The 19,967-nt window shown below is 48.0% G+C and carries 16 protein-coding genes and 1 tRNA gene; 14 read left to right on the top strand and 3 right to left on the bottom strand.

All coding sequences use genetic code 11. The features are described from left to right. Positions 1-15: 15 nt before the first annotated feature. The 14 genes from ACZ45G_RS27565 (at position 16) to ACZ45G_RS27500 (ending at position 18,655) form a co-directional block, all read left to right on the top strand. On the top strand, positions 16-3,042 hold the full coding sequence (locus tag ACZ45G_RS27565) for a PEP/pyruvate-binding domain-containing protein (RefSeq protein WP_464173792.1): 3,027 nt from the start codon (positions 16-18) through the stop codon (positions 3,040-3,042). Positions 3,043-3,090: 48 nt separating this feature from the next. Continuing rightward, positions 3,091-4,383 (top strand): HDOD domain-containing protein, encoded by a 1,293-nt coding sequence (locus ACZ45G_RS27560; RefSeq protein WP_464173791.1) that lies wholly within the window; start codon positions 3,091-3,093, stop codon positions 4,381-4,383. Between the two features lie 99 nt (positions 4,384-4,482). Next, the gene (locus tag ACZ45G_RS27555; RefSeq protein WP_464173790.1) at positions 4,483-5,535 is read left to right on the top strand and encodes a proline racemase family protein; all 1,053 of its coding nucleotides are present in this window, start codon (positions 4,483-4,485) and stop codon (positions 5,533-5,535) included. Next, on the top strand, positions 5,532-7,145 hold the full coding sequence (locus ACZ45G_RS27550; RefSeq protein WP_464173789.1) for an amidohydrolase: 1,614 nt from the start codon (positions 5,532-5,534) through the stop codon (positions 7,143-7,145). The genes ACZ45G_RS27555 and ACZ45G_RS27550 overlap by 4 nt, the downstream gene beginning before the upstream one ends. Then, on the top strand, positions 7,135-8,532 hold the full coding sequence (locus ACZ45G_RS27545; RefSeq protein WP_464173788.1) for a sigma-54 interaction domain-containing protein: 1,398 nt from the start codon (positions 7,135-7,137) through the stop codon (positions 8,530-8,532). Before ACZ45G_RS27550 ends, ACZ45G_RS27545 begins: the two co-directional genes overlap by 11 nt. 352 nt (positions 8,533-8,884) lie before the next feature. Next, the gene (locus ACZ45G_RS27540; RefSeq protein ID WP_464173787.1) at positions 8,885-9,751 is read left to right on the top strand and encodes an ABC transporter permease; all 867 of its coding nucleotides are present in this window, start codon (positions 8,885-8,887) and stop codon (positions 9,749-9,751) included. Positions 9,752-9,764: 13 nt separating this feature from the next. Then, positions 9,765-10,565: an ABC transporter permease gene (locus ACZ45G_RS27535; protein WP_464173786.1), complete on the top strand. Its 801-nt coding sequence runs from the start codon at positions 9,765-9,767 to the stop codon at positions 10,563-10,565. A 74-nt stretch (positions 10,566-10,639) separates the two neighbouring features. Next, complete coding sequence (locus ACZ45G_RS27530) at positions 10,640-11,800, top strand: extracellular solute-binding protein (protein ID WP_464173785.1); 1,161 nt, start codon at positions 10,640-10,642, stop codon at positions 11,798-11,800. 85 nt (positions 11,801-11,885) lie between these two features. Further along, entirely contained in the window at positions 11,886-12,983 is a 1,098-nt protein-coding gene (locus ACZ45G_RS27525) for an ABC transporter ATP-binding protein (protein ID WP_464173784.1), read from the top strand. Between the two features lie 79 nt (positions 12,984-13,062). After that, positions 13,063-13,425, top strand: coding sequence for a hypothetical protein (locus ACZ45G_RS27520; protein ID WP_464173783.1), 363 nt, complete (start codon positions 13,063-13,065; stop codon positions 13,423-13,425). Next, entirely contained in the window at positions 13,422-15,905 is a 2,484-nt protein-coding gene (locus tag ACZ45G_RS27515; RefSeq protein WP_464173782.1) for a 4Fe-4S cluster-binding domain-containing protein, read from the top strand. The genes ACZ45G_RS27520 and ACZ45G_RS27515 overlap by 4 nt, the downstream gene beginning before the upstream one ends. A gap of 24 nt (positions 15,906-15,929) precedes the next feature. Further along, positions 15,930-16,592, top strand: a complete 663-nt coding sequence (locus tag ACZ45G_RS27510; protein ID WP_464173781.1) for a peptidoglycan DD-metalloendopeptidase family protein — start codon at positions 15,930-15,932, stop codon at positions 16,590-16,592. 303 nt (positions 16,593-16,895) lie between these two features. Beyond that, positions 16,896-17,873 carry a CoA transferase subunit A gene (locus ACZ45G_RS27505; RefSeq protein WP_464173780.1) on the top strand — a complete coding sequence of 326 codons (978 nt, stop codon included), beginning with the start codon at positions 16,896-16,898 and terminating at the stop codon, positions 17,871-17,873. A gap of 17 nt (positions 17,874-17,890) precedes the next feature. Further along, positions 17,891-18,655, top strand: a complete 765-nt coding sequence (locus ACZ45G_RS27500) for a CoA-transferase subunit beta (RefSeq protein WP_464173779.1) — start codon at positions 17,891-17,893, stop codon at positions 18,653-18,655. Positions 18,656-18,849: 194 nt separating this feature from the next. Here ACZ45G_RS27500 and ACZ45G_RS27495 read toward each other — a convergent pair whose 3' ends face one another. The 3 genes from ACZ45G_RS27495 to ACZ45G_RS27485 form a co-directional block, all read right to left on the bottom strand. Then, on the bottom strand, positions 18,850-19,287 hold the full coding sequence (locus ACZ45G_RS27495) for a hypothetical protein (RefSeq protein ID WP_464173778.1): 438 nt from the start codon (positions 19,285-19,287) through the stop codon (positions 18,850-18,852). Between the two features lie 72 nt (positions 19,288-19,359). After that, positions 19,360-19,572: a hypothetical protein gene (locus ACZ45G_RS27490; RefSeq protein ID WP_464173777.1), complete on the bottom strand. Its 213-nt coding sequence runs from the start codon at positions 19,570-19,572 to the stop codon at positions 19,360-19,362. A gap of 197 nt (positions 19,573-19,769) precedes the next feature. Then, positions 19,770-19,845, bottom strand: a tRNA-Thr gene (locus ACZ45G_RS27485). Between the last annotated feature and the right edge of the window lie 122 nt (positions 19,846-19,967).

Here is a 19,967-nt window from a genome sequence, read left to right as displayed (position 1 = left end):
ATCAAAAGGATAAAAATGGATATTGCTCAAGCTGGTTTTCCATCGCCATCCATCAAGATTTACCATGAGCTCATGGGTAAAAAGGTGGGAGATATCCTTCTGGTGTCCAGTCCCTATGATGCCTTTATCATGGAAGAGGAAGGTCGGCTGTCCAACCGGATTATCAATGAGTACAAGGGGCTGAACCTGTCAAAGCCGCCCCGGCTCACCTGGGTCTCTTCGGCGGAAGAGGCTTTTTTACAGCTGGGAAAAAAGCATTTCGATCTGATCCTTGCCATGCCCAGCCTGGACGGGATGGATGTTTATGTCTTTGGTGAAGAAGTCAAGCGACGGTATTCCGGTCTTTTTTTCTTTTTATTGCTTCACAATACCTGCGATGTTGATCTCTATATCTGTGATGATACCAGTACGGCGGTTGACCGAACCTATATCTGGAGCGGAAATGCCGATCTGCTCCTGGCCATTGTTAAAAATTTAGAAGATGAGATGAATGTGGCCTTTGACACAAAAAATGCCAAGGTTCGGGTGATCATTTTGGTGGAAGATTCCCCCTATCATTATTCTTCTTTCCTGCCCGTGCTCTACAGGCAGATTGTGCTCCAGACCCAGTCGGTGATTGCCGATTCCATCAACGAGGAGCACCGGCTGTTAAAAATGAGGGGGCGGCCCAAGGTATTGGTGGCCCATACCTATGAGGAGGCCATCTCCTTGTATGAGCAATATAAACCCTATGTTTTGTCTGTCTTTTCCGATATGCGGTATCCAAAAGGTGGACGAGAGGACGAACAGGCAGGGTTTAAGCTGCTGAAAAAGATTAAGTATGAGATACCGGACTTGCCTGTGCTCGTCCTGAGCACCGAGGAAAAAAATCGTGCGCTCGTCACCCATATTCCGGCTGTTTTTATTAATAAGAACTCCAGCAATCTCCATGATCAGATTAAAACTTTTTTTGTGTCTAAACTGGGATTTGGTGCCTTTGTTTTTCGGGAGCCCAATGGGGAGGAAATCGCAAGGGCAAGCGGAATACGGGAGATGGGAAAGCTGATCGCAGAAATTCCAGATGAGTCTATTTTATTCCATGCCAACAACAATGATTTTTCCAGGTGGTTCATGGCAAGGAGCGAGATCGATTTTGCCCTGAACCTGAAACCTGTCTCCATTGATGATTTTAAAAATCCCGAAGAGTTCAAGCAGTTCATCATTGACACGATCCGCTTCAGAATAAGGGGGACCCGCCAGGGACATGTCATTGAGTTTGATTTTGAAAAATTTGACTCTGACACGGATTTTATGAAAATCGGCAGCGGTTCCCTGGGGGGGAAAGCACGCGGCCTTGCATTCATGGCTTCCCAGACCAAGATAGATCCTTCTTTGGCCAAAATGTTTCCAGGCGTTACTATCAGTATTCCCCAGACCGTTGTCATTGCCACGGACGGGTTTAAACTATTTGTTGAAGAAAACAATCTGGCCCGGCTGCTGGAATCTGACCGGGAAGTTACTGATAACCAGGTCATTGAACGGTTTGTTGCGGCCACATTTCCCGACTGGCTGGAAAAAAATCTTAAACTCTATCTTGAAAATGTGCGATACCCCATTGCCGTCCGGTCCTCTTCTCTTTTTGAAGATGCCCATTATCAGCCCTTTGCAGGTCTTTATGATACCTTTATGCTGCCCAATTCAGATCCTAATCTGGAAAACCGGCTGGAACGACTGGTTCTGGCCATTAAGCTGGTCTATGCCTCCACCTATTTAAAAGCGCCCCGATCCTATGCTAAAAGCACCATGTATAGAACCGAGGATGAGGAAATGGCGGTGATTCTCCAGCAGCTGAAAGGGATGCACCATAAACATTATTTTTATCCGACCCTGTCCGGAGTGGCCCAGTCCTATAATTTTTATCCCATTTCTCATCTTAAGGCAGAGGATGGGATTGCTTACATTGCACTGGGTCTTGGAAAAATTGTCATGGAAGGGGGGAAGATCCTGCGGTTCTGTCCCCGCTATCCCCAGTTCCTCCCCCAGTTTTCCACGGTGGACGATATCCTTGAGAATTCTCAAAAACATTTTTATGCCTTGAAAACAAATGGTTTTTCCGGTAACGGCAGCTTTGTTGACAATTTAACAAAGGACCCCGCCCTGGCCAGGCTGGATTTGAGTGATGCCATGGATCATCCCGTGGTCCGGGCCTTGTCCTCCACCTTTTATGCCCAGGATAATAGGATTCGCGATTCCTTCTCAACCAAGGGGTTTCCCGTCCTGACCTTTGCCAATATCCTCAAATACAATACCTTCCCTCTGGCACAAATTTTAGAAGAGGTGACAAAGATCGGCAGCCGGTGGATGGGGTCTTCCGTGGAAGTGGAATTTGCAGTGAACCTGCCCGTGGAAGGGGGTGGAAACCCTGAATTTTCCCTGCTTCAGATTCGGCCCATGGGGCGGTATAAGCAGAACCTTAGGGTGAAAATTGACCAGACTGCCATTGACCAGGCCTTTTGTTATTCAAGTTTGTCCCTGGGCAACGGGGAATACAAGGATATTTATGACCTGGTATATGTGGACCCTGGGACCTTTGACCCGGTAAAAACCGTTGAAATGGCCGCTGAAATAAACAAAATCAATGGATTGTTCAATAACAATAACCGGAAATACGTATTGATCGGGCCCGGACGCTGGGGATCCTCAGACCGGTGGCTGGGAATTCCCGTGGTGTGGAACGATATTTCCAATGTGGGGGTGATGGTGGAAACCACCATCGATAGCATCAAGGCCGACCCCTCCCAGGGGTCCCATTTTTTTCAGAATATTACTTCCCTGGGTATTTCCTATATTACGGTCTCAGACAAGGGAGATGATTTTATTGATTATGATTTTTTCGCGTGCCAAGCCTGTGCGAACACCACCCGATATTTAAAACATATTCATTTTGATACCCCCATTAAAATTCTGGTGGACGGGAAAACCTCCCAGGCCGTACTCATGCCGGACTCCCCCACAGAGCAAGAAGAGGTGATGGATGATATCCCCGTCATTGGAGAGGATTAAGCTAGCTGTATTGGTTGTAATAAAAAATGAGATGAAAAGGGTGTTTTCATGAAAATCCTAATTGTGGATGATGAGGTCATTTCCAGAAAAATTCTGGTAAAAAATATGGAAGCCCTTGGGGAATGTGTGGCCGTGGACGATGCCCAAAAAGGGCTTGCCCAGATAGAGCTTGCGGTAAAAAAAAGTCATCCCTTTGATCTTGTTACCCTGGATGTGTCCATGCCCGGTATGGACGGGAAACAGCTGCTCCAGCGCATACGTAAACGAGAGGTGGCTGCAAAAATTCCCCGGGCAGAACGGGTCAAGGTGATCATGGTAACCGCCCGCATGAACATGACCACCATCAAGGAGTGTATCAAGATTGGGTGCAACGGATACCTGTCAAAACCGGTGAGCAAATATCAATTGTTTGAAAACCTGGAGAAAATGGGATTTGATGTTCCGGTTCTCCAGAAGGAAACGGACCAAATCGATCATACAGGGGTGGTGACCGATATTATCCAGCGATTTTACAAGGGAAAGATCAATCTGCCTGTATTTCCCCACATTGTCAAGGAGGTCCAGGCCTGTCTTGGGGGAGACACTCCTTCCATTGAAGAGATTGCCATCATTGTTGAAAAAGATATTGTCATTGCAAGTAAATTGATCTCAATTGCAAATTCTCCCCTTTACAAGGGAGTTGACACGGTGAACAGTTTGAATGCAGCCCTGCTCAGGTTGGGGATGAAAGCCACCCAGGGAGTGATTTCAGCGGTGGCAGCCAAAAGTATGTTTGCGTCAGAAAATTTATCCCTGAAGCAGTTGCTGGAAAACCTCTGGATGCATTCTTTTGCCACGGCCTGCCTGGGAAAAAGACTGGGGGAAGAATTAAAGATAAAAAATACAGAAAATCTTTTTTTAATGGGCATTATCCATGATATTGGAAAAATGCTGCTCATGAAAGCCGTTGTGGACCTTTTCCCTGAAGCGCCCGTGGAGACACCGGATATCCAGCGGGCCATCCATGAAATCCATACCACCTTCGGAGCTGTTTTGCTGAAAAAACTGAGGTTTTCAGATGCCTTTATTCAGGTTGCCGAGTTTCATCACTGGAATACATATCCAAAGGGAACAGATCCGGAATTGATGATCATCAATCTTGCTGATTTCCTGGCCCATGAAATCGGTTTTAGTACGGCGGATTTCGAATCCTGCCAATCGGCATCGGAAACCCAGGAAGAACAGCTTGCCCGCATCACCTCATTGCCATCCTTTCAGCTGTTGGGGCTTGAACTTGACAAGGTTCTGGAAATCTGTGACGAGATCAGCTCCACGGTTAAGGAATCTGCCAGGGCTTTTTGAAAAAAGGCCTTGATCATGGTCTGGCGTTAATGCTAAGGCACTTGAACAAAGGCAAGACCAAATTTGAATCACATTTATTGACCTGGAGGATTTTGTTCCATGACACCCTTCCAAAATGTTTCCCGCCTTTTCAAGGGAGGAGACATGCCAATCACAACCATAGATTCCCACACAGAAGGAGAAAGTACCCGGTTGATTGTGGACGGGCTTGGGGATATTCCCGGCAGCACCATGATGGAGAAATTGGCGTATTTTAAAACCCATTATGACAAGGTGAGATGTCTGTTGACAAAAGAACCCAGGGGGTCAAGGGAGATTCTGGCAGCCATGGTTACAAAAAATGTGACACCTGGTGCAGCCTTCGGGTTGATATACATGGATGCAAAAAGATATCCCTATTTGTGCGGCCATGCCACCATAGGGGCAGTGGTCACCCTTGCCCAAACCGGGTTCCTTGAATTGGGAGAGGGAGAAAATATACTTTTGATAGACACCCCTTCGGGGATAATGGAGGCCAGGGCCTTTGTTGTGGAAGGAAAGGTGGATTCAGTGGCAATACTGATGGTCCCGTCCTTTGTCCTGGATACCAACAGGGAGATCCTGGTGGAGGGGTTTGGGCGGGTCAGCGTTGATCTGGTTTGTACCGGCGGTTTTTTTGCCATGGTGGATGCGGTTAAACTTAAGATTGCGCCTGTGATGGCCAACAAAGATCAATTGGTGACGCTTGGCATGAAAATCATAGATGCTGCCAATGAACAGCTTGAGGTGGCTCATCCAAGCCGGCCCGATGTAAATACCGTGGACGTCACGGAATTTTATAATTCCGGGATGAACAATGAGATAAAAAAAGGGAAGGCCCAGGGCTGCGGGATGGTAATTTATGGAGAGTCCCATATGGACCGTTCTCCCTGCGGAACGGGTACGGCTGCCAAGCTGGCATTGCTGCATCATTATGGTAAAATTAAAATGCATCAACCCTATCTTAATTTCAGTCCTTTGGGGACCTGTTTTGAAGCAGAGCTTGTAAACGCAGTAAAAATAGGGCCTTTGGATGCCCTTGTTACTATGATAAAGGGCCGGGCCTGGGTCACGGGTCTGCATCAGTTCGTTCTGGACAAAACTGACCCCTTTCAACAAGGATATATGGTATGATGGCATCAACCCCTGATTTAATCTTGTATAATGGAACCCTCCACACCCTGGATGAAAAAACGCCCTTTGCCACTGCGGTGGCCGTGACGGGTAAAAAGATATCTGCCCTGGGAACTGACGAGGAGATGCTGGCCCTGGCAGGTCCTGAGACCCAAACTAAAAACCTTAAAAAAAAGTTGGTGCTGCCGGGGTTTTGCGATACCCATTTTCATTTTTATGAGTGGGCTCTGAATTATGACAACATCGATTTTTCAACGACAACCTGTTTTTCAGGTATGCAAAGGGCTGTCCGGGAAAAGGCGGCACAAGTAGGGCCGGGCCAGTGGGTGCTGGGCCAGGGCTTTAACGAGTCGGAATGGCCTGAAAATAAAATGCCGGACCGGTGGGTGCTTGATCTAGCAGCACCGGATAATCCTGTGTGCATCTGGCGGTGTGACCTTCACCTGGCCGTGGCCAATTCTTTGGCCCTGGGCCTTGCCCGCATTGACGAACGGACAAAGAATCCCAATGAAGGGGTCATCGTCCGGGATGCAAGCGGCATTCCCACGGGAGTTCTCAAGGAGTTGGCGCCCAACCTGATCCGGGAGGTGCTTCCATCATTACCGGAATCAACCCTGGTGGCGAATATGGAAAAGGCCATGGCCCATGCCCACAGCCTGGGGCTGACCGGTGTTCATGATATCCGGCTCATGGGGGGAGCCGAGGGGGCCGATGCACTGAAGATCTGGCAAACACTTGAGGGGGACAAGAAATTAAAATTGCGCTGTCATGTGGCCCTTCCCGGAGAAATGACGGATGAGGCTATTTCATTGGGGATTCAATCCGGGTTTGGAAATGACCGGTTGAGAATAGGGCATTTAAAATTCTTTTCCGACGGCGGCATGGGGGCAAGGACCGGCTGGCTGACCGAAAAATACCTGGATGCCGATTATGGCATGCCCCTGACCCCGGTCAAAGAGATAGAGGCCGCTGTGATGAAGGCGGACAGGGCGGGGCTTGCCTGTATGGTTCATGCCATTGGGGACCGGGCCTGCCGGGAGATTATTGCCATGTTTGCCAGGGTTGAGCAGCAAGGGCAGAGCCGTTGCAAGATTCCCCACCGGTTGGAGCATCTCCAGATGATTCTGCCTGAAGATTTACAGCGGTTAAGCCGACTTGAAAATTTGGCAGTTTCCTGCCAGCCCAATAACCTGAGCCTGGATATCTCCATGATTGACCAGTGTGTCGGTCCCCGGGGCAAATATGCATATGCCCTCAAAAGCATATTAAATACAGGTGTTCCCATGTGCTTAAGTTCCGATGCCCCGGTGGCAGATCCCAATCCCTTTGCCGGTATTTATTCGGCTGTTACCCGGAAACGCATGAACCGGACACCTGAACGAGGATGGTATCCAGAGCAGGCCCTGGGTGTGGCCGAGGCGGTTCGGGCCTATACCCTTACCCCGGCCGAGGCCAGTGGCTGCGATAATCGTTTGGGATCCATCACTCCGGGAAAATTGGCCGATCTGGTGGTGACAGACCAGAATATTTTTGAAATTTCACCGGACACCATTGCCGAAACCAAAATTTGTCTGACGTTGTTTGATGGGAAAATTGTCTATGAACGATAGGGAGTTTAACCATCTGAATACGATTTTTGATAGGTCGGAAGACGGGTTGTTGATCTGTGACGCCCAGGGCAGAATCCTTAAGATGAATCCGGCCTCGGAAAGACTCAATGGGATAAAGGCCTCAGAGGTGGTGGGCTGCGATGTACGAACCCTTGTCCGGGAGGGGAAAATTAATCGGTCTGCCACCCAGGAGGTCCTGGAAACCCTTCGCTGGGTCAGCCTGATCCAGACCACGCCCGTATCAGGGGTTACGCTTCTTGTGACCGGTACTCCGGTCTTTAATGCCGACAATGAGATCTCCCATGTGGTGGTTAATGAACGGGATATTTCCCTGATCGAGGATATGAAGCGGGAGCTGGCCCAGGTGCGGCAGGAGTCGGAAAAGATGCGGGATGAACTCACCGAGCTCACCCTGCTGGAGCTCAAGAACAATCATATCGTGGCCCAGAGCGGTTCCATGAAGCAGACCCTGCGGTTGGCCATGAAATTGGCTAGAATTGATTCTTCCAATATTTTGATTCAGGGGGAGTCTGGAACGGGTAAGGGACTGCTGGCCAAATTTATCCACGCCAACAGTATGTGGAGCAAAAAAGCCTTTATCCAGATTAATTGTGCGGCACTGCCGGAAAATCTTCTGGAGGCGGAATTGTTCGGGTATGAACGGGGGGCCTTCACCGGGGCGAGGGAATCGGGAAAGGCAGGGCTTTTTGAACTGGCGGCAGGGGGGACCCTATTCTTAGATGAAATCGGTGAGTTGTCATTGGGGGTCCAGGCTAAATTGCTAAAATATTTGGATGACCATGAGATTATGCCCGTTGGCGGTACCAGGGCCAAAAAAATTGATTGTTCCATCATTGCCGCCACCAATCGGAATCTGGACCAAAGAACCTTGAAACATCAATTTCGGCTGGATCTTTTACACAGACTCAACACCTTTACCCTGTCCATTCCGCCCTTGCGGGACCGGCCTGAAGATATTTTGGAACTTACGACCATCTGCCTGAAACGTTACAATCGCCGTTACAATCGCCGTGCCTATATTGGGTATAAAGCCTATGAAGCCCTGAAGTCCTATTCCTTTCCCGGAAATGTCAGGGAGCTGATCAATATTATCAAACAGGCCGTGGTCATGTGTGACCGCAGATTTTTAGATGACTATATTCTCCGGGCCACGGAGCCTGTGGGGCCGACCATCCAACCCAAAAAAGCGGTTGATGAAGTGTCCAGCCTTCCGGAAAAACTTCGGGCTGCGGAATACGAGATGTTCATGCAGGCGGTTCTTCGATGCGGTACAACCCGGGAGGCAGCCCTTTTCCTCGGAATTAGCCAGCCCACTGTGGTGCGGAAATTAAAAAAGCATGGCATGACCATGGGGAAAAAGGCATGATTCATTTTTAAATCAAAAAATTGTTATCTCCTTTATCCATAGGCTTGTTGAAATATTTCTTTTGATTCAATATTGAATCTATAAGAAAACATTATTATTTCAGTATGTTATCCCTGTAGGTCCGATTCAAAAGTGAATCAAGTCGCCCTGTTCCATGGGTCGGTTCGGAGTGTAAAAATATTTTAATCTTTATTTTCAATGCTTTATATAATATTTTTCCAACAGGCATATATTTTGTATTAAATAATTTAAAGTGGTAATTTAAAGTGTTAAATTGGATAAACAAAAGGCCCATAAATAATGGGGCAAGTAAGAGAGCATTAACCAGGCAAATAAAGGGAACGTCTGATATATGAAAGAAAAAAAGTGGAAACCATGGCTGCTCTTATCACCTTCACTGACGGCCGTTTTTTTACTCCTTGTTGTTCCTGTTTGTTTTGTCATTGTTTACAGTTTCTGGCTCAGAGCGCCCAACGGTCAGGATATCCCGGCCTTTCAGTTTGGAAATTATGCCAAGTTTTTTGTGGACTTTTTTTATCCCACCATTTTGTTTAATACCCTGCGGGTGGCCCTTGAAACCGTGATCCTCTGCCTGGTGCTGGGGTATATCCCCGCCTATTTTTTCTATAAAACCGAGTCCCGGCTCAAACCCTATTTAATGCTGCTGGTGATGCTGCCCTTCTGGATCAGCTTTATTATCCGAACCCTGAGCTGGATTAATATCCTCGGGGATTCCGGGCTGATAAACCATTTGCTGATTAAGGCCGGACTGATTTCAAGCCCGCTTGCCCTGTTGTACAATGAAGGGGCGGTGATCATGGGCTTATTACAGTACTTACTGCCCTTTATGATTTTAAACATTTATGTCAGCCTGGACGGGATAGACAAGAGCCTGGCGGAAGCGGCCAAAAGTCTGGGGTGCACCGAATGGCAGGCCTTTAAAGAGGTCACCCTGCCCCTGAGCATGCCAGGTGTCTCTGCCGGATGTCTGTTGGTTTTTGTGCTGACCTGCGGCACCTATCTGCCGCCCATGATCCTGGGGGGGCCTGGCAATGAAATGATCGCAAACCTTATTTTTAAGCGGGTGATCGGCACCCTTGACTGGCCCTTTGGTTCTGCCATCAGCGTTATTCTGATGTTGCTTTTGGGTGTCATTGTCTATACCTACAATCGCTACATGGGCATCAACCAGATATTTAAATCTTTGAGCAACGGATAGCTAAGGAGCCTCGATGAAACGAATGATTTCCGGATGGACATTGATCAAACTATATACTTTGCTGGTGTATGTCTGGATGTTCACCCCCATTGTGGCTGTTGTGATTCTGGCCTTTAATCCCCAGCAGTTTGGGTCCTTTCCCATGGAGGGATTTTCCTTTAAATGGTTTGTCAAACTTTCCCATAATTCGACCATCCTGGATGCATTCAAAAACTCAATGGTTCTGGGGACCTTGACGGCCGTTTTTTCTACTGCAGTGGGGGTCCCGGCGGCAATGGCATTTATCCGGTATGAGTTTCGGGGGAAAGAATTGATCAATACCCTTCTCATCGCCCCCATCATGATCCCTGAAGTGGTTCTGGGGGTTGCCCTTCTCTTGTTTATCCGGTGGCTGCAGCAACCCAAAAGCTTTGCCATGCTGGTGGTGGGACACGTGGTGCTGACCCTTCCCTATGTGCTCTTGATCGTCCAGGCACGCCTTGTGGGAATTAAGCGGGAATATGAAGAGGCAGCCCTTTCCCTGGGGGCCAGCCCCTTCCAGACCTTTCGGGAAATCACCTTTCCCCTGCTGGCCCCGGCTATTTTTGCCGGCATGCTCTTTTCCTTCACCATTTCCTTTGATGATGTCACGGCCACTCTTTTCTGGGCAACGGCCCAGAACCAGACCGTGCCCGTTAAAATATTCGGGATGCTGAGAAATTCCATCAGCCCGGAGATTAATGCCCTGGGGACTGTTATGATTGCACTTACCGTGTCAACCCCATTGTTGGCAGGGTATCTGACCCGGCGGTTTGCCAGGAGAAGCGGCAAATAATATTTGTTGGCAGGGGCTCAGACCCTAACACCTTTGTCATAATCATTTACACCTAGAACAAAAAGGAGAGAAGAATGGGAACCGATTTGGAAAAACGCTTAAATGACGTACAGGAAAGTTACAGCCAGGGCAGTATCTCCCGGCGGGATTTTGTCAAATTCGTCGGCATCACCGGCGCCACCCTAGGCATCATGGGCGGACCCTTTGGACTGGTAAAACAAGCTTTTGCCGGCAGTAAATCCATTACCTGCCATTCCTGGGGGGGGTCCACCTCCGAAGCATTGAGAAAATTTGCCTTTGATCCTTTTACCAAGGCCGAGGGTGTTAAAGTCATTGATGCCGCCTTTACTGGCATGGATGCGTTTTTAACCCAGGTCAAGGCCTCCTATCCGCCCGGCGGAGAATTTAACATTGCCCATTTGAGCGCGGTGTATGACTATGCCCGGTATACAGACTTAGGGTTTGGCGTGGTTCTGGATGAAACAAAGATCCCAAATTTGAAAAATGTCATGAGTAAAATGACCGATACCCTCAGGGGCATTTCCAAGGGAACCCTTTCCGGTGTTCCCTATGATCTGGGTCAGACCGGTATTGCCTATAACACGGATAAAATTTCCAAGGCAGACGCGGAAAAACTGGGTGCCTCCCTCCTGTACGAAAAAAGCCTCAAGGGCAAACTGGGTTCCTGGGGCGGGGATTTTCGAACCAATATGTGGTATGCAGCATTGCATACCGGCCAGAATCCCAATAATATCAAGGATGAGAAAGCGGTCTGGAATGCCCTGAAGGAACAAAGGGGTCTGATAAAAAAATACTGGTCTTCGGGATCTGAACTCATGAGCCTCCTGGGCAATGGTGAAATCTATGCCACCGTGGCATGGTCGGGCCGGGTGGCAGGTCTCCAGGCCCAGGGTCATCCCATCGGATATCTGGCACCGGAAGGCACCTATTCCTGGATGGAATACATGTATGTACTCAAGGGAACGGATCTGGCTGTGGCCCAGAAGCTGTTGAATTTCATGCTGGAGCCCGAGGCGTCCATTGCTGTTGCCAAAGGCCAGAAGTATCCCACCAGCCTGGACCCCACAAAGGTTCCCATGCCCGATGAAGTGAAAAAATTGCCTGCCTTTGATCCCACGGGCAAGCTGGATGGGTATCTGTTTGCAGACCCCGCATACTGGAACAGCCACCAGCTGGAGTGGACTGAAAAATGGGACCGGGTCATGGCGGGCTGATCGGCTCATAAACATGGGATTCACCGGTGTCTTTGCGAACAATTACACCGGTGAATCCGCTTACAAGATGGGGAGACATAACGGTTTGGTACAAGAAAAAGATCCGGCCTTTGTAAGGTTCAAGGGAATTGAAAAGCGGTATGGAAAGGTGGTTGCCGTAAAAAAAATGGACCTGGAAATACCCGAAGGGTCTTTGGTGACGTTGCTGGGGCCTTCCGGGTGCGGGAAGACAACCCTGCTGCGAATGCTGGCAGGGCTGGAAACCCCCACCAATGGTGATATCTACATTCGGGGCAAACGGATAAATGATACCCCCATCCATAAGCGGAACCTGGGGATGATTTTCCAAAATTATGCTCTTTTTCCCCATAAAACCATTTTTGAAAATGTGGCTTTTGGCCTGAAATACAGGGGAACATCAAAGGAGGATATCCAGGGAAAGGTTGAAAAGGCATTGGAAATGGTTCGGCTCCCGGGGGTCGGGGAACGGATGCCCTCCCAGCTTTCCGGTGGCCAACAGCAGCGGATTGCCCTGGCCCGGGCCATTGTGTTTGAACCGGATGTGCTGCTCATGGATGAACCCCTGTCTGCCCTGGACGAGAATTTAAGGGAGGATATGCGGCGGGAAATTGATAACCTCCAGCAGGATCTGGGGGTCACCACCATTTTTGTGACCCATGATCAGCGGGAAGCCCTTTCCATGTCAGACAAGGTGGTGGTCATGCGAGACGGGTTTATCCAGCAGCAGGGAACCCCGGAAGAGGTGTACAATAACTCGGCCAACCATTTTGTGGCGGATTTTTTGGGTCATTCTAATTTTATGAAGGCCGTGGTTGAAGAAAAACAAAACGGTTTTTTTCGTGTTCGGCTTGGGGACAATCAGCCGTACCTGGTTAGTCCGGCAGGCGATTTTGCGGTGGGGGATGCGGCGGAAGTCGTGATCCGGGCCCAGAAGATGACCCTGGGCTACACAACGGACCTTGCCCAGGAACAGGAGATGAACTATTTCTTTGGTAAAATTGTGGATCGCAGCTATATGGGGGGAGAGGTCAGTTATTTTGTGGAACTTCCCGAAGGACAGATTTTACACGTGATTAATTTTGTGAAACGTGATGTTTATCGCCGGGGGGATGAAGTGTATATACAGGCGGACCCGTTTAATTGCAGATTGCTCAAATTATGAAAGAAGTATCATTAGAAATGAATTAGTACCATGGGGCGGACAGACGGTCGGCGTTGTGGAGACCTCTTCCTGGGGAGGGGTGCGTTTAAAAACTCAAGAGAGCAAACTAACGGTGACAGATTTTTCTCATACCGAGCCCAAAAAGGAGAGTTTTTCATGGATCAAGCAGACCCTGGATCCATCGGCAAGCTATATAATTTTTGAAAATGATTTAAAACAGCAGGGGGGCTCAATCTTTGATTCGGCCCACATTGCCTATACCTATCTTGAACGGGAGAAATTTGTCTGGCAGCAGATTATTGACATGGATTTGTCCAGGGAATACCTGGTGATCCGTATGGCGCCCGGCAAGGAAGAAAAGGTACTGGGGAGGATCATGGGGTATGGTTTTCCTGAAAATACCATATATTATATATACAAGGCTAAAGAGGTGCGAAAGTGAAATTAAAGACAGATACCATCTTGGAAGTTCGATTTGAGCATTCCAAACAGCAGATTGATGTTCCCTTGTCCAAATTAACGGATAGTATGACAGCGTTCCTGGAAACCTATGGGAATGAACAATTTTGTGGTGGATCCTTTGTTGAGGTCATCAATGGTGGAGACGGGCAGACAAAGTTTGCCGCTCTTTTGGCTGCCACGGGGTATGAGGCAGATCCCAAGGGGTTTTTCGAAGTGTTGCTGGACGCCATTGGTAAATCCAAAGGCCGTAATCTGACCTTAAACCAGATAGCACTGCCTTCCAGGTTCCTGGTGGCCCTGATCGAACAGGTGATCCCGGGCCATGGGTATGTGTCCATAAAAGATACGGCCCAGCTGGAAAAAGTTACCAACCTGGACATCCCTGCGGCCCAGCGGTCTGATCTCCAGGCCGTCATTGAACGATATCCGGTACGTCTTTCCCGGCATACCATTCGCCAGATGATGGTCTCCAGGGATGTGGCCTATCAGTACATGCCCTTTGTGGAAGAACTGGAGTCCACTGGCCACACCAACACCTGGATCGGCCAGTTCCATGACGGACTTTTGGAACAGATGTACCAGAACCGGGTGATTTTCTTGCTCAACATGAGCTGTCCTGTCTATTGCCGGTTTTGTTTTAGAAAGCATAAAGATACCCGGAACGAAAAAAACCCCACACTTGAGGGTGTTGCCGCGGCAGTTTCCCATGTTAAAAATTCTCCGTTGATCAAGGAAATTGTGGTCACCGGCGGTGATCCGTTCATGAACAGAGCCAATATGGCCGCCACCATTGACGGGCTCATGGACGTTCCCCATGTCCAGACCCTGCGCCTTGCCACCCGGTGCGTTTCCTATTATCCGGATCTGTTTCTGGACAATGAATCGGCCTATCTCAAATATTTGAAACAAAAAAATATGGAACTCCAGCAGCACGGCAAGCGCATGGAATTGGCCACCCATTTCATCCATCCCGACGAGGTGAGCCCTGAAAGCCTGGATATTATCACAGACCTGGTAAAAAACGGTATTGCCGTCTACATCCAGACCCCCTTCCTGAATGACTGCAACGATAAGGGACCTGAATTAGTACGCTTGTTCGGGCTGTTGCGGGGAGCCGGCGCTGAACTGCATTATATTTATATCCCCTGCAGTCCCATCCATGGCAATTCTATTTATTGGAAACCCTTGTCCGATGGTATTCATATGGCCTTTTCCCTTCGGGCCAACCTGTCCGACCGGGTCATCCCGAGGATCTGTACGGCTACGCCCATCGGAAAAATGGATTGGTACACCAGCGGCTGGGCCGTTGAGCAGGTGGCGGACAATGAGAATTTTATCTGGATCAGAACCCCCTATACGCCTGAATATTTTAAGAATTTTGCCCCCATTGCCAATGAGCTGACCAATATCCGGGTCAATGACGAAGGCACCATTGATATCCAGTATATGGCAAAAATAGGGGACAAGGCCTGTCTGATCGGTAATCGTCCTCGTAAAACAGCTCCCAAAAATCCCGCAGCCACCGGGGCAGACGTGGATCGCCTTAAAGAAGAATTGACAACGCATAGCCAGGCAGGGGCTTCCATTGTAAACACCGGTATTGAGGGAGTCTCCCGGCTCCACGAAACCCGGGTACAGATTTCTGCCCGTGCCGGCGAACAACAAATGGCCTATATCATGGCAGATCACAGGATAACCGACGTGGTGGTGGCACCTGATATGGATGTCGATGGTGCCGTGGATTCAGTGGATGCCCTCTATGATATCACCAGGGTTATTCGACAGCTGCGCGATATCCCCCATGTCAATGCGGTCAGGTTACGCTCCATGAAATTTGCAAACGCCCCGGAGTCCTATACCCGGGCTGTGATTAATACATTGGGAGATTTGAACCACTTGTCCGTGGTCAATCCTCTTCGTCTTGAAATAGAGACCTGGTTTATCCGGGCTCAGGATGTGGGTAAGATCCATGCAAAATTGGTCCGGCGTTTGAACAATAAGGGGATCACGGTGTATGCCAATGTTCCCTTGCTGGGCGGCGTGAATGACACGGACAGGGCCATCCATGATCTGGCCTATGCCCTTAGAGAAAAGGGCATGGAGTTTCACCATCTCTATGTGGCGGGTCTGCCCGTTCAGAACCGCTGGAACAAAAACTTTCCCATTGATTCATATGATGTCATTGATATTGCCACAATGGTCCGGCGGGAAGGGTCAGGCCGGGAGATCCCCCGGTATATTATTTTAACCCCCCTGGGGGAAGTGGACTATGGACTCACCTCTAAATTTGTAAAAACCGGCAGTGAGGTGAAAATAGAGCTTGGCTGTTATGACCAGTCCTATTATAAAACCATGGATGAAAATTTTGTATTTCCGGAAGGGATTGACATGGGAACGGACGGGAACCCTGTGGTCACCGTCCCGGGTCTGATAAAAACCAATGATTTTCCTGTTTCCTAGAACCAAGAATTAAAGGAAAGGTAAATGAAATACCCCTACATAGATTATAGCGAAAAAATAAAGATTCAGCCCGTGTTCAAAGGATTGACCGGAGACCCCCTGGTGGTGGACATGTCCGTGGGGTCCAAGGTGTTTGATGAAGTGGATGTCCTTGACCAGCGAGCGTTTCAGGCATGGCTGGACACAACCATGAAAAATAGGCATTCCTGGGGACTTGCCTCCTACCTGGAAGACAGGGAGACCATTTTATCCCAATACCCCCAGATGCGGGAGGAACAGCGGTATTACCACCTGGGTCTTGATATTATCGTGGACCTTGGTACGCCTCTGCACGCCCCCCTGGATGCCCAGGTTATGGAAAGCAGTTATGAGGCGGGTGACGGCAATTACGGGGGCAATGTATTGCTGATGCATGCGAGTCCCTATTTTGAGACATTTTACAGCCTCTATGGTCATCTAAACCGAGAGAAGCTGCCGGCCCCCGGAGAAAAATTTAAAGCAGGTGACCGTTTTGCCCTAATCGGGGATGTCCATGAAAACGGGAATTGGTTCTACCATACCCACCTTCAGGTTATCACCCAAAGGGGGTACGATGCGGGATGGGTCTCCAAGGGGTATTGTGCTGAAAAGGACCTGGCCGCTATGGATTCCATCTGCCCGGCTCCCCTGTCTTTATTTAAAATTTGACCTGATATTTGATCCGGCCTCAATGAACAGGCACCCCATTCTGACCCTTGTCGGGATGGGGTGCCCTTTTTTATATCTTTGCAGTTTCGCATGATTTATACTTGCTTTCCCCATAAAATCGCAAAGGCACGTCATTGCGAAATAAGATATAATATAATAAAAGAATATTAACAACACTTGTGCATCGGTTACAGATGTGTCTAAACCCAATGGGTATGGATATTGTCAGGAGATGAATGTACATTCTGGAGGAAAATTTGAAGGAATTGGAAGCTTAATTAATTTTTATAGGGTGACTTATAAATGAAAACCAATACCCATAAAGTCATGGGCTTAAAAGAGGCCATGGAAAAATATGTAAACGATGGGTGCCATTTGTCCATCGGTGGATTTACCATTAACCGGAATCCCATGGCTGCTGTCTATGAAATGATCAGACAGCAGAAGAAAAATATTCATCTCTACGCCCATTCCAATGGCCAGGGAGTGGACGAGCTGGTGGGATCAGGTTGTATCTCCTGTCTTGAAATTGCCTATGGCGGCAATGGTAAATTTGCCTCCACCTGCATTCGGTTCAGACGAGCAATTGAAGAAAAAAAAATCAAGGTGGAAGATTATTCCAACTACCAGATGACCCTGCGGTTCCTGGCAGGGTCCATGGGGATTGCTTTTCTTCCTACTCGGTCTTCCCTTGGGACAGACATCATTGAAAAATGGGGATTTCCCATTGAATTCAGGGAGGAAAACAGCCGGTTGCCGGACAAAAAACTGGTGGTACTGGATAATCCCTTTGGCACCTGGTGTGACACGAAACGAGTGGTTCTGGTGCCTGCCATCAACCCGGATGTTACCATTATCCATGTGCAAAAGGCAGACTACCTGGGGAATTGCCGGATAGAGGGATTGACCTTTGCCGATGTGGAACAGGCAAAGGCGGCCAAAGCGCTTATCATCACCTGTGAAGAACTGCTGGATGACGATTATTTGAAAAATGAACCGGACCGGAATCAGATCCCCTTTATCCATGCCGATGCTGTTGTGCATGTGCCCTATGGGGCTTATCCCACGGCCTGTTATCAATATTATGACTATGATCCGGCCTATTTAAAAGAATATGTTAAACGAGCAAAGGATGACATCCTTTATCGTTCCTACATTGAAGAACATATTTTGAAACACCGGACCCACAGTGATCTGCTGGACGCCATTGGCAGGCGCCGGCTTGAGATGATTTCCGCCGATAAAAGCTGCGGGTATGCAAAGAACCTGGACAGAAGATAATAGGGCAAAAATATAAGATGAATAATTATACGCTCAAAGAAATGATGACCCTTGTAGCTGCAAGGGAAATCCGGAACGGGGATATTGTGTTTTGCGGCACCGGCATCTCAATGCTGGCCGTCATGGCAGCCAAAAATATAAATGCCCCACAAAGTGTGATTTTCTTTGAAACCGGTGCCATTGATTCCAAACTCGAAGATCTTCCCCTTGCCGTGGGCGATTCACGGATCATGTACCAGGCCTCCTCCAACGGCGGGTTGCTGGATGCATTTGCCACCATGCAGAACCGGTTCACAGGGGAGCGTATTGTGGGAATCCTGGGGGCGGCCCAGATTGATATCTACGGCAACCTGAATTCAACGGTTCTCGGCGATTACCATGAACCAAGTGTGCGGTTTGCCGGGAGCGGGGGGGCCTGTGATGTGGCTTCCTTTGTCTCAAGAAGTATTATTTTTATGAAACAGGAAAAACAAAAATTTAAAATCAAGCTGGATTATCTGACAAGCCCGGGATACCTGGACGGCCCGGACGGTCGTGAAAATGCCGGTCTTCCAAAAGGGGGCCCCCATCGGGTCATCACAAACATGGGGGTTATGGGCTTTGATGATAAGACCAAACGCATGTTTCTGGAAGGATATTATCCCGGGGTAACCCCGGAAGATATCCTTGAAAAAATGGAGTTTGAAATTGATATTTCCCGGGCCGGCGAGGTCCTACCCCCCACCCTGGCAGAACTGACATTACTCAGGGAAAAATGTGATCCTCATCGGCTTATATTATAGCGAGGTTTTTTTGATAAGAGTACCCGTTGTATCCAAAACTTGCCGGGATCATACGAATTTAAAGCCAGTTCGATCAGGACAACCCGATTAGCGGCAAAGGCAGGAAATGCAGTCCAACCCCTGGCTGGCGCATTCCGTTCCTATTCCTGCACTGACCCGTGCATTGGGGGTTGTGGTGTGCTTTACCATTATTCTTAAATCTCTTCTTCCATTTCTTTCATAGTTTCCCGGTGAACTCGATAGAAAGTATTCAGTGTAACAGAGGGTATCATTTTTGAATGGGGGATGAAATCCTCATAGGGTTTGAGAACCTCTTTCCATTTCTTGGGATTCCAAATGGGGAATATTTTATCCTGTCTTTCATATTCTTCCTCTTCAAACATATCCTCAAAAACTCGTTTAAGAATTGGGTAAAGGGGTTGAAGCCGATTCTTTGTTCTCGACTCAACTATAATTCTATTCCCATCCATACGGATATCATTGCGCTTTAATTCCTCCGCTTCTTTCGGGTTTAAACTTGCAAATAACATGACCATCCCCTGACGATATTCTGTTATATGTCCCTCAGATTTAATTTCTTCTAAAATTTTTACACAGTCACCAAATGTGATTTCATTCTTAGGTGTTTCCATTATGCAGCATTCTCCTGATCATTTTGTAAAAAATGAACAATAAAGAAAAATAAAAAAAGAGATTATTTTAGTTCAGGGTTCATCATTTTCGTTATCTTTCCTGAAATGTTCTTCCTCAAAAATTGCGATAAGCTCTTTTTGGGAATTGGTTTTACTAAAGGGGCTATGAATAAGATTTTGCAATTTTTCTTCAAAAGACGGGTTGTTTTTATCCGATGGGTCTGAATCCTTATCTGTTTTTTCTTTTTTTTTGTGGTACTGAGATAGATCAATTATTTTGGACATATTAACACCTCTCCAGTTATATAGAGATAACATATGCCAACAAAATGGGTTGTCAATCTGAAATTTTCCATCGGAACTCCAGTTTATATCCTGTTAGGTGAACAGGTTATGCTTTTTATTTGATCCTCCATCTGCAGGGGGTGTGTAACAGATGGATTGAAGGAAAGACTTGTTGTGATGGTTGAATTTATTAGAACTGGAGCCGACGAGCGGAGTCGAACCGCTGACTTGCTCATTACGAGTGAGCTACTCTACCAACTGAGTTACGTCGGCCCCTGTGCGCATACCATTAGAATGAATTCGCGTTAAAATCAAGTAAAAAATTGATTATTGGACCGTCCCTATGAATGCAGGGTTGTCAGATTTTCTGATTCGCCTCCCTCTTTATGGGTAGC

Source organism: Desulfoconvexum algidum (genome assembly GCF_055382125.1).
Note: the sequence above shows the minus strand (reverse complement) of the source record. Positions and strands in the feature narration are given on the sequence as shown.

What these genes read in the sequence shown, in the direction of transcription:
- ACZ45G_RS27490 (WP_464173777.1), bottom strand. Translation starts at nt 19,572, where the DNA reads ATGTCCAAAATAATTGATCTATCTCAGTACCACAAAAAAAAAGAAAAA.
- ACZ45G_RS27495 (WP_464173778.1), bottom strand. Translation starts at nt 19,287, where the DNA reads ATGGAAACACCTAAGAATGAAATCACATTTGGTGACTGTGTAAAAATT.
- ACZ45G_RS27510 (WP_464173781.1), top strand. Translation starts at nt 15,930, where the DNA reads ATGAAATACCCCTACATAGATTATAGCGAAAAAATAAAGATTCAGCCC.
- ACZ45G_RS27560 (WP_464173791.1), top strand. Translation starts at nt 3,091, where the DNA reads ATGAAAATCCTAATTGTGGATGATGAGGTCATTTCCAGAAAAATTCTG.
- ACZ45G_RS27555 (WP_464173790.1), top strand. Translation starts at nt 4,483, where the DNA reads ATGACACCCTTCCAAAATGTTTCCCGCCTTTTCAAGGGAGGAGACATG.
- ACZ45G_RS27545 (WP_464173788.1), top strand. Translation starts at nt 7,135, where the DNA reads ATGAACGATAGGGAGTTTAACCATCTGAATACGATTTTTGATAGGTCG.
- ACZ45G_RS27535 (WP_464173786.1), top strand. Translation starts at nt 9,765, where the DNA reads ATGAAACGAATGATTTCCGGATGGACATTGATCAAACTATATACTTTG.
- ACZ45G_RS27550 (WP_464173789.1), top strand. Translation starts at nt 5,532, where the DNA reads ATGATGGCATCAACCCCTGATTTAATCTTGTATAATGGAACCCTCCAC.
- ACZ45G_RS27540 (WP_464173787.1), top strand. Translation starts at nt 8,885, where the DNA reads ATGAAAGAAAAAAAGTGGAAACCATGGCTGCTCTTATCACCTTCACTG.
- ACZ45G_RS27565 (WP_464173792.1), top strand. Translation starts at nt 16, where the DNA reads ATGGATATTGCTCAAGCTGGTTTTCCATCGCCATCCATCAAGATTTAC.
- ACZ45G_RS27530 (WP_464173785.1), top strand. Translation starts at nt 10,640, where the DNA reads ATGGGAACCGATTTGGAAAAACGCTTAAATGACGTACAGGAAAGTTAC.
- ACZ45G_RS27500 (WP_464173779.1), top strand. Translation starts at nt 17,891, where the DNA reads ATGAATAATTATACGCTCAAAGAAATGATGACCCTTGTAGCTGCAAGG.
- ACZ45G_RS27505 (WP_464173780.1), top strand. Translation starts at nt 16,896, where the DNA reads ATGAAAACCAATACCCATAAAGTCATGGGCTTAAAAGAGGCCATGGAA.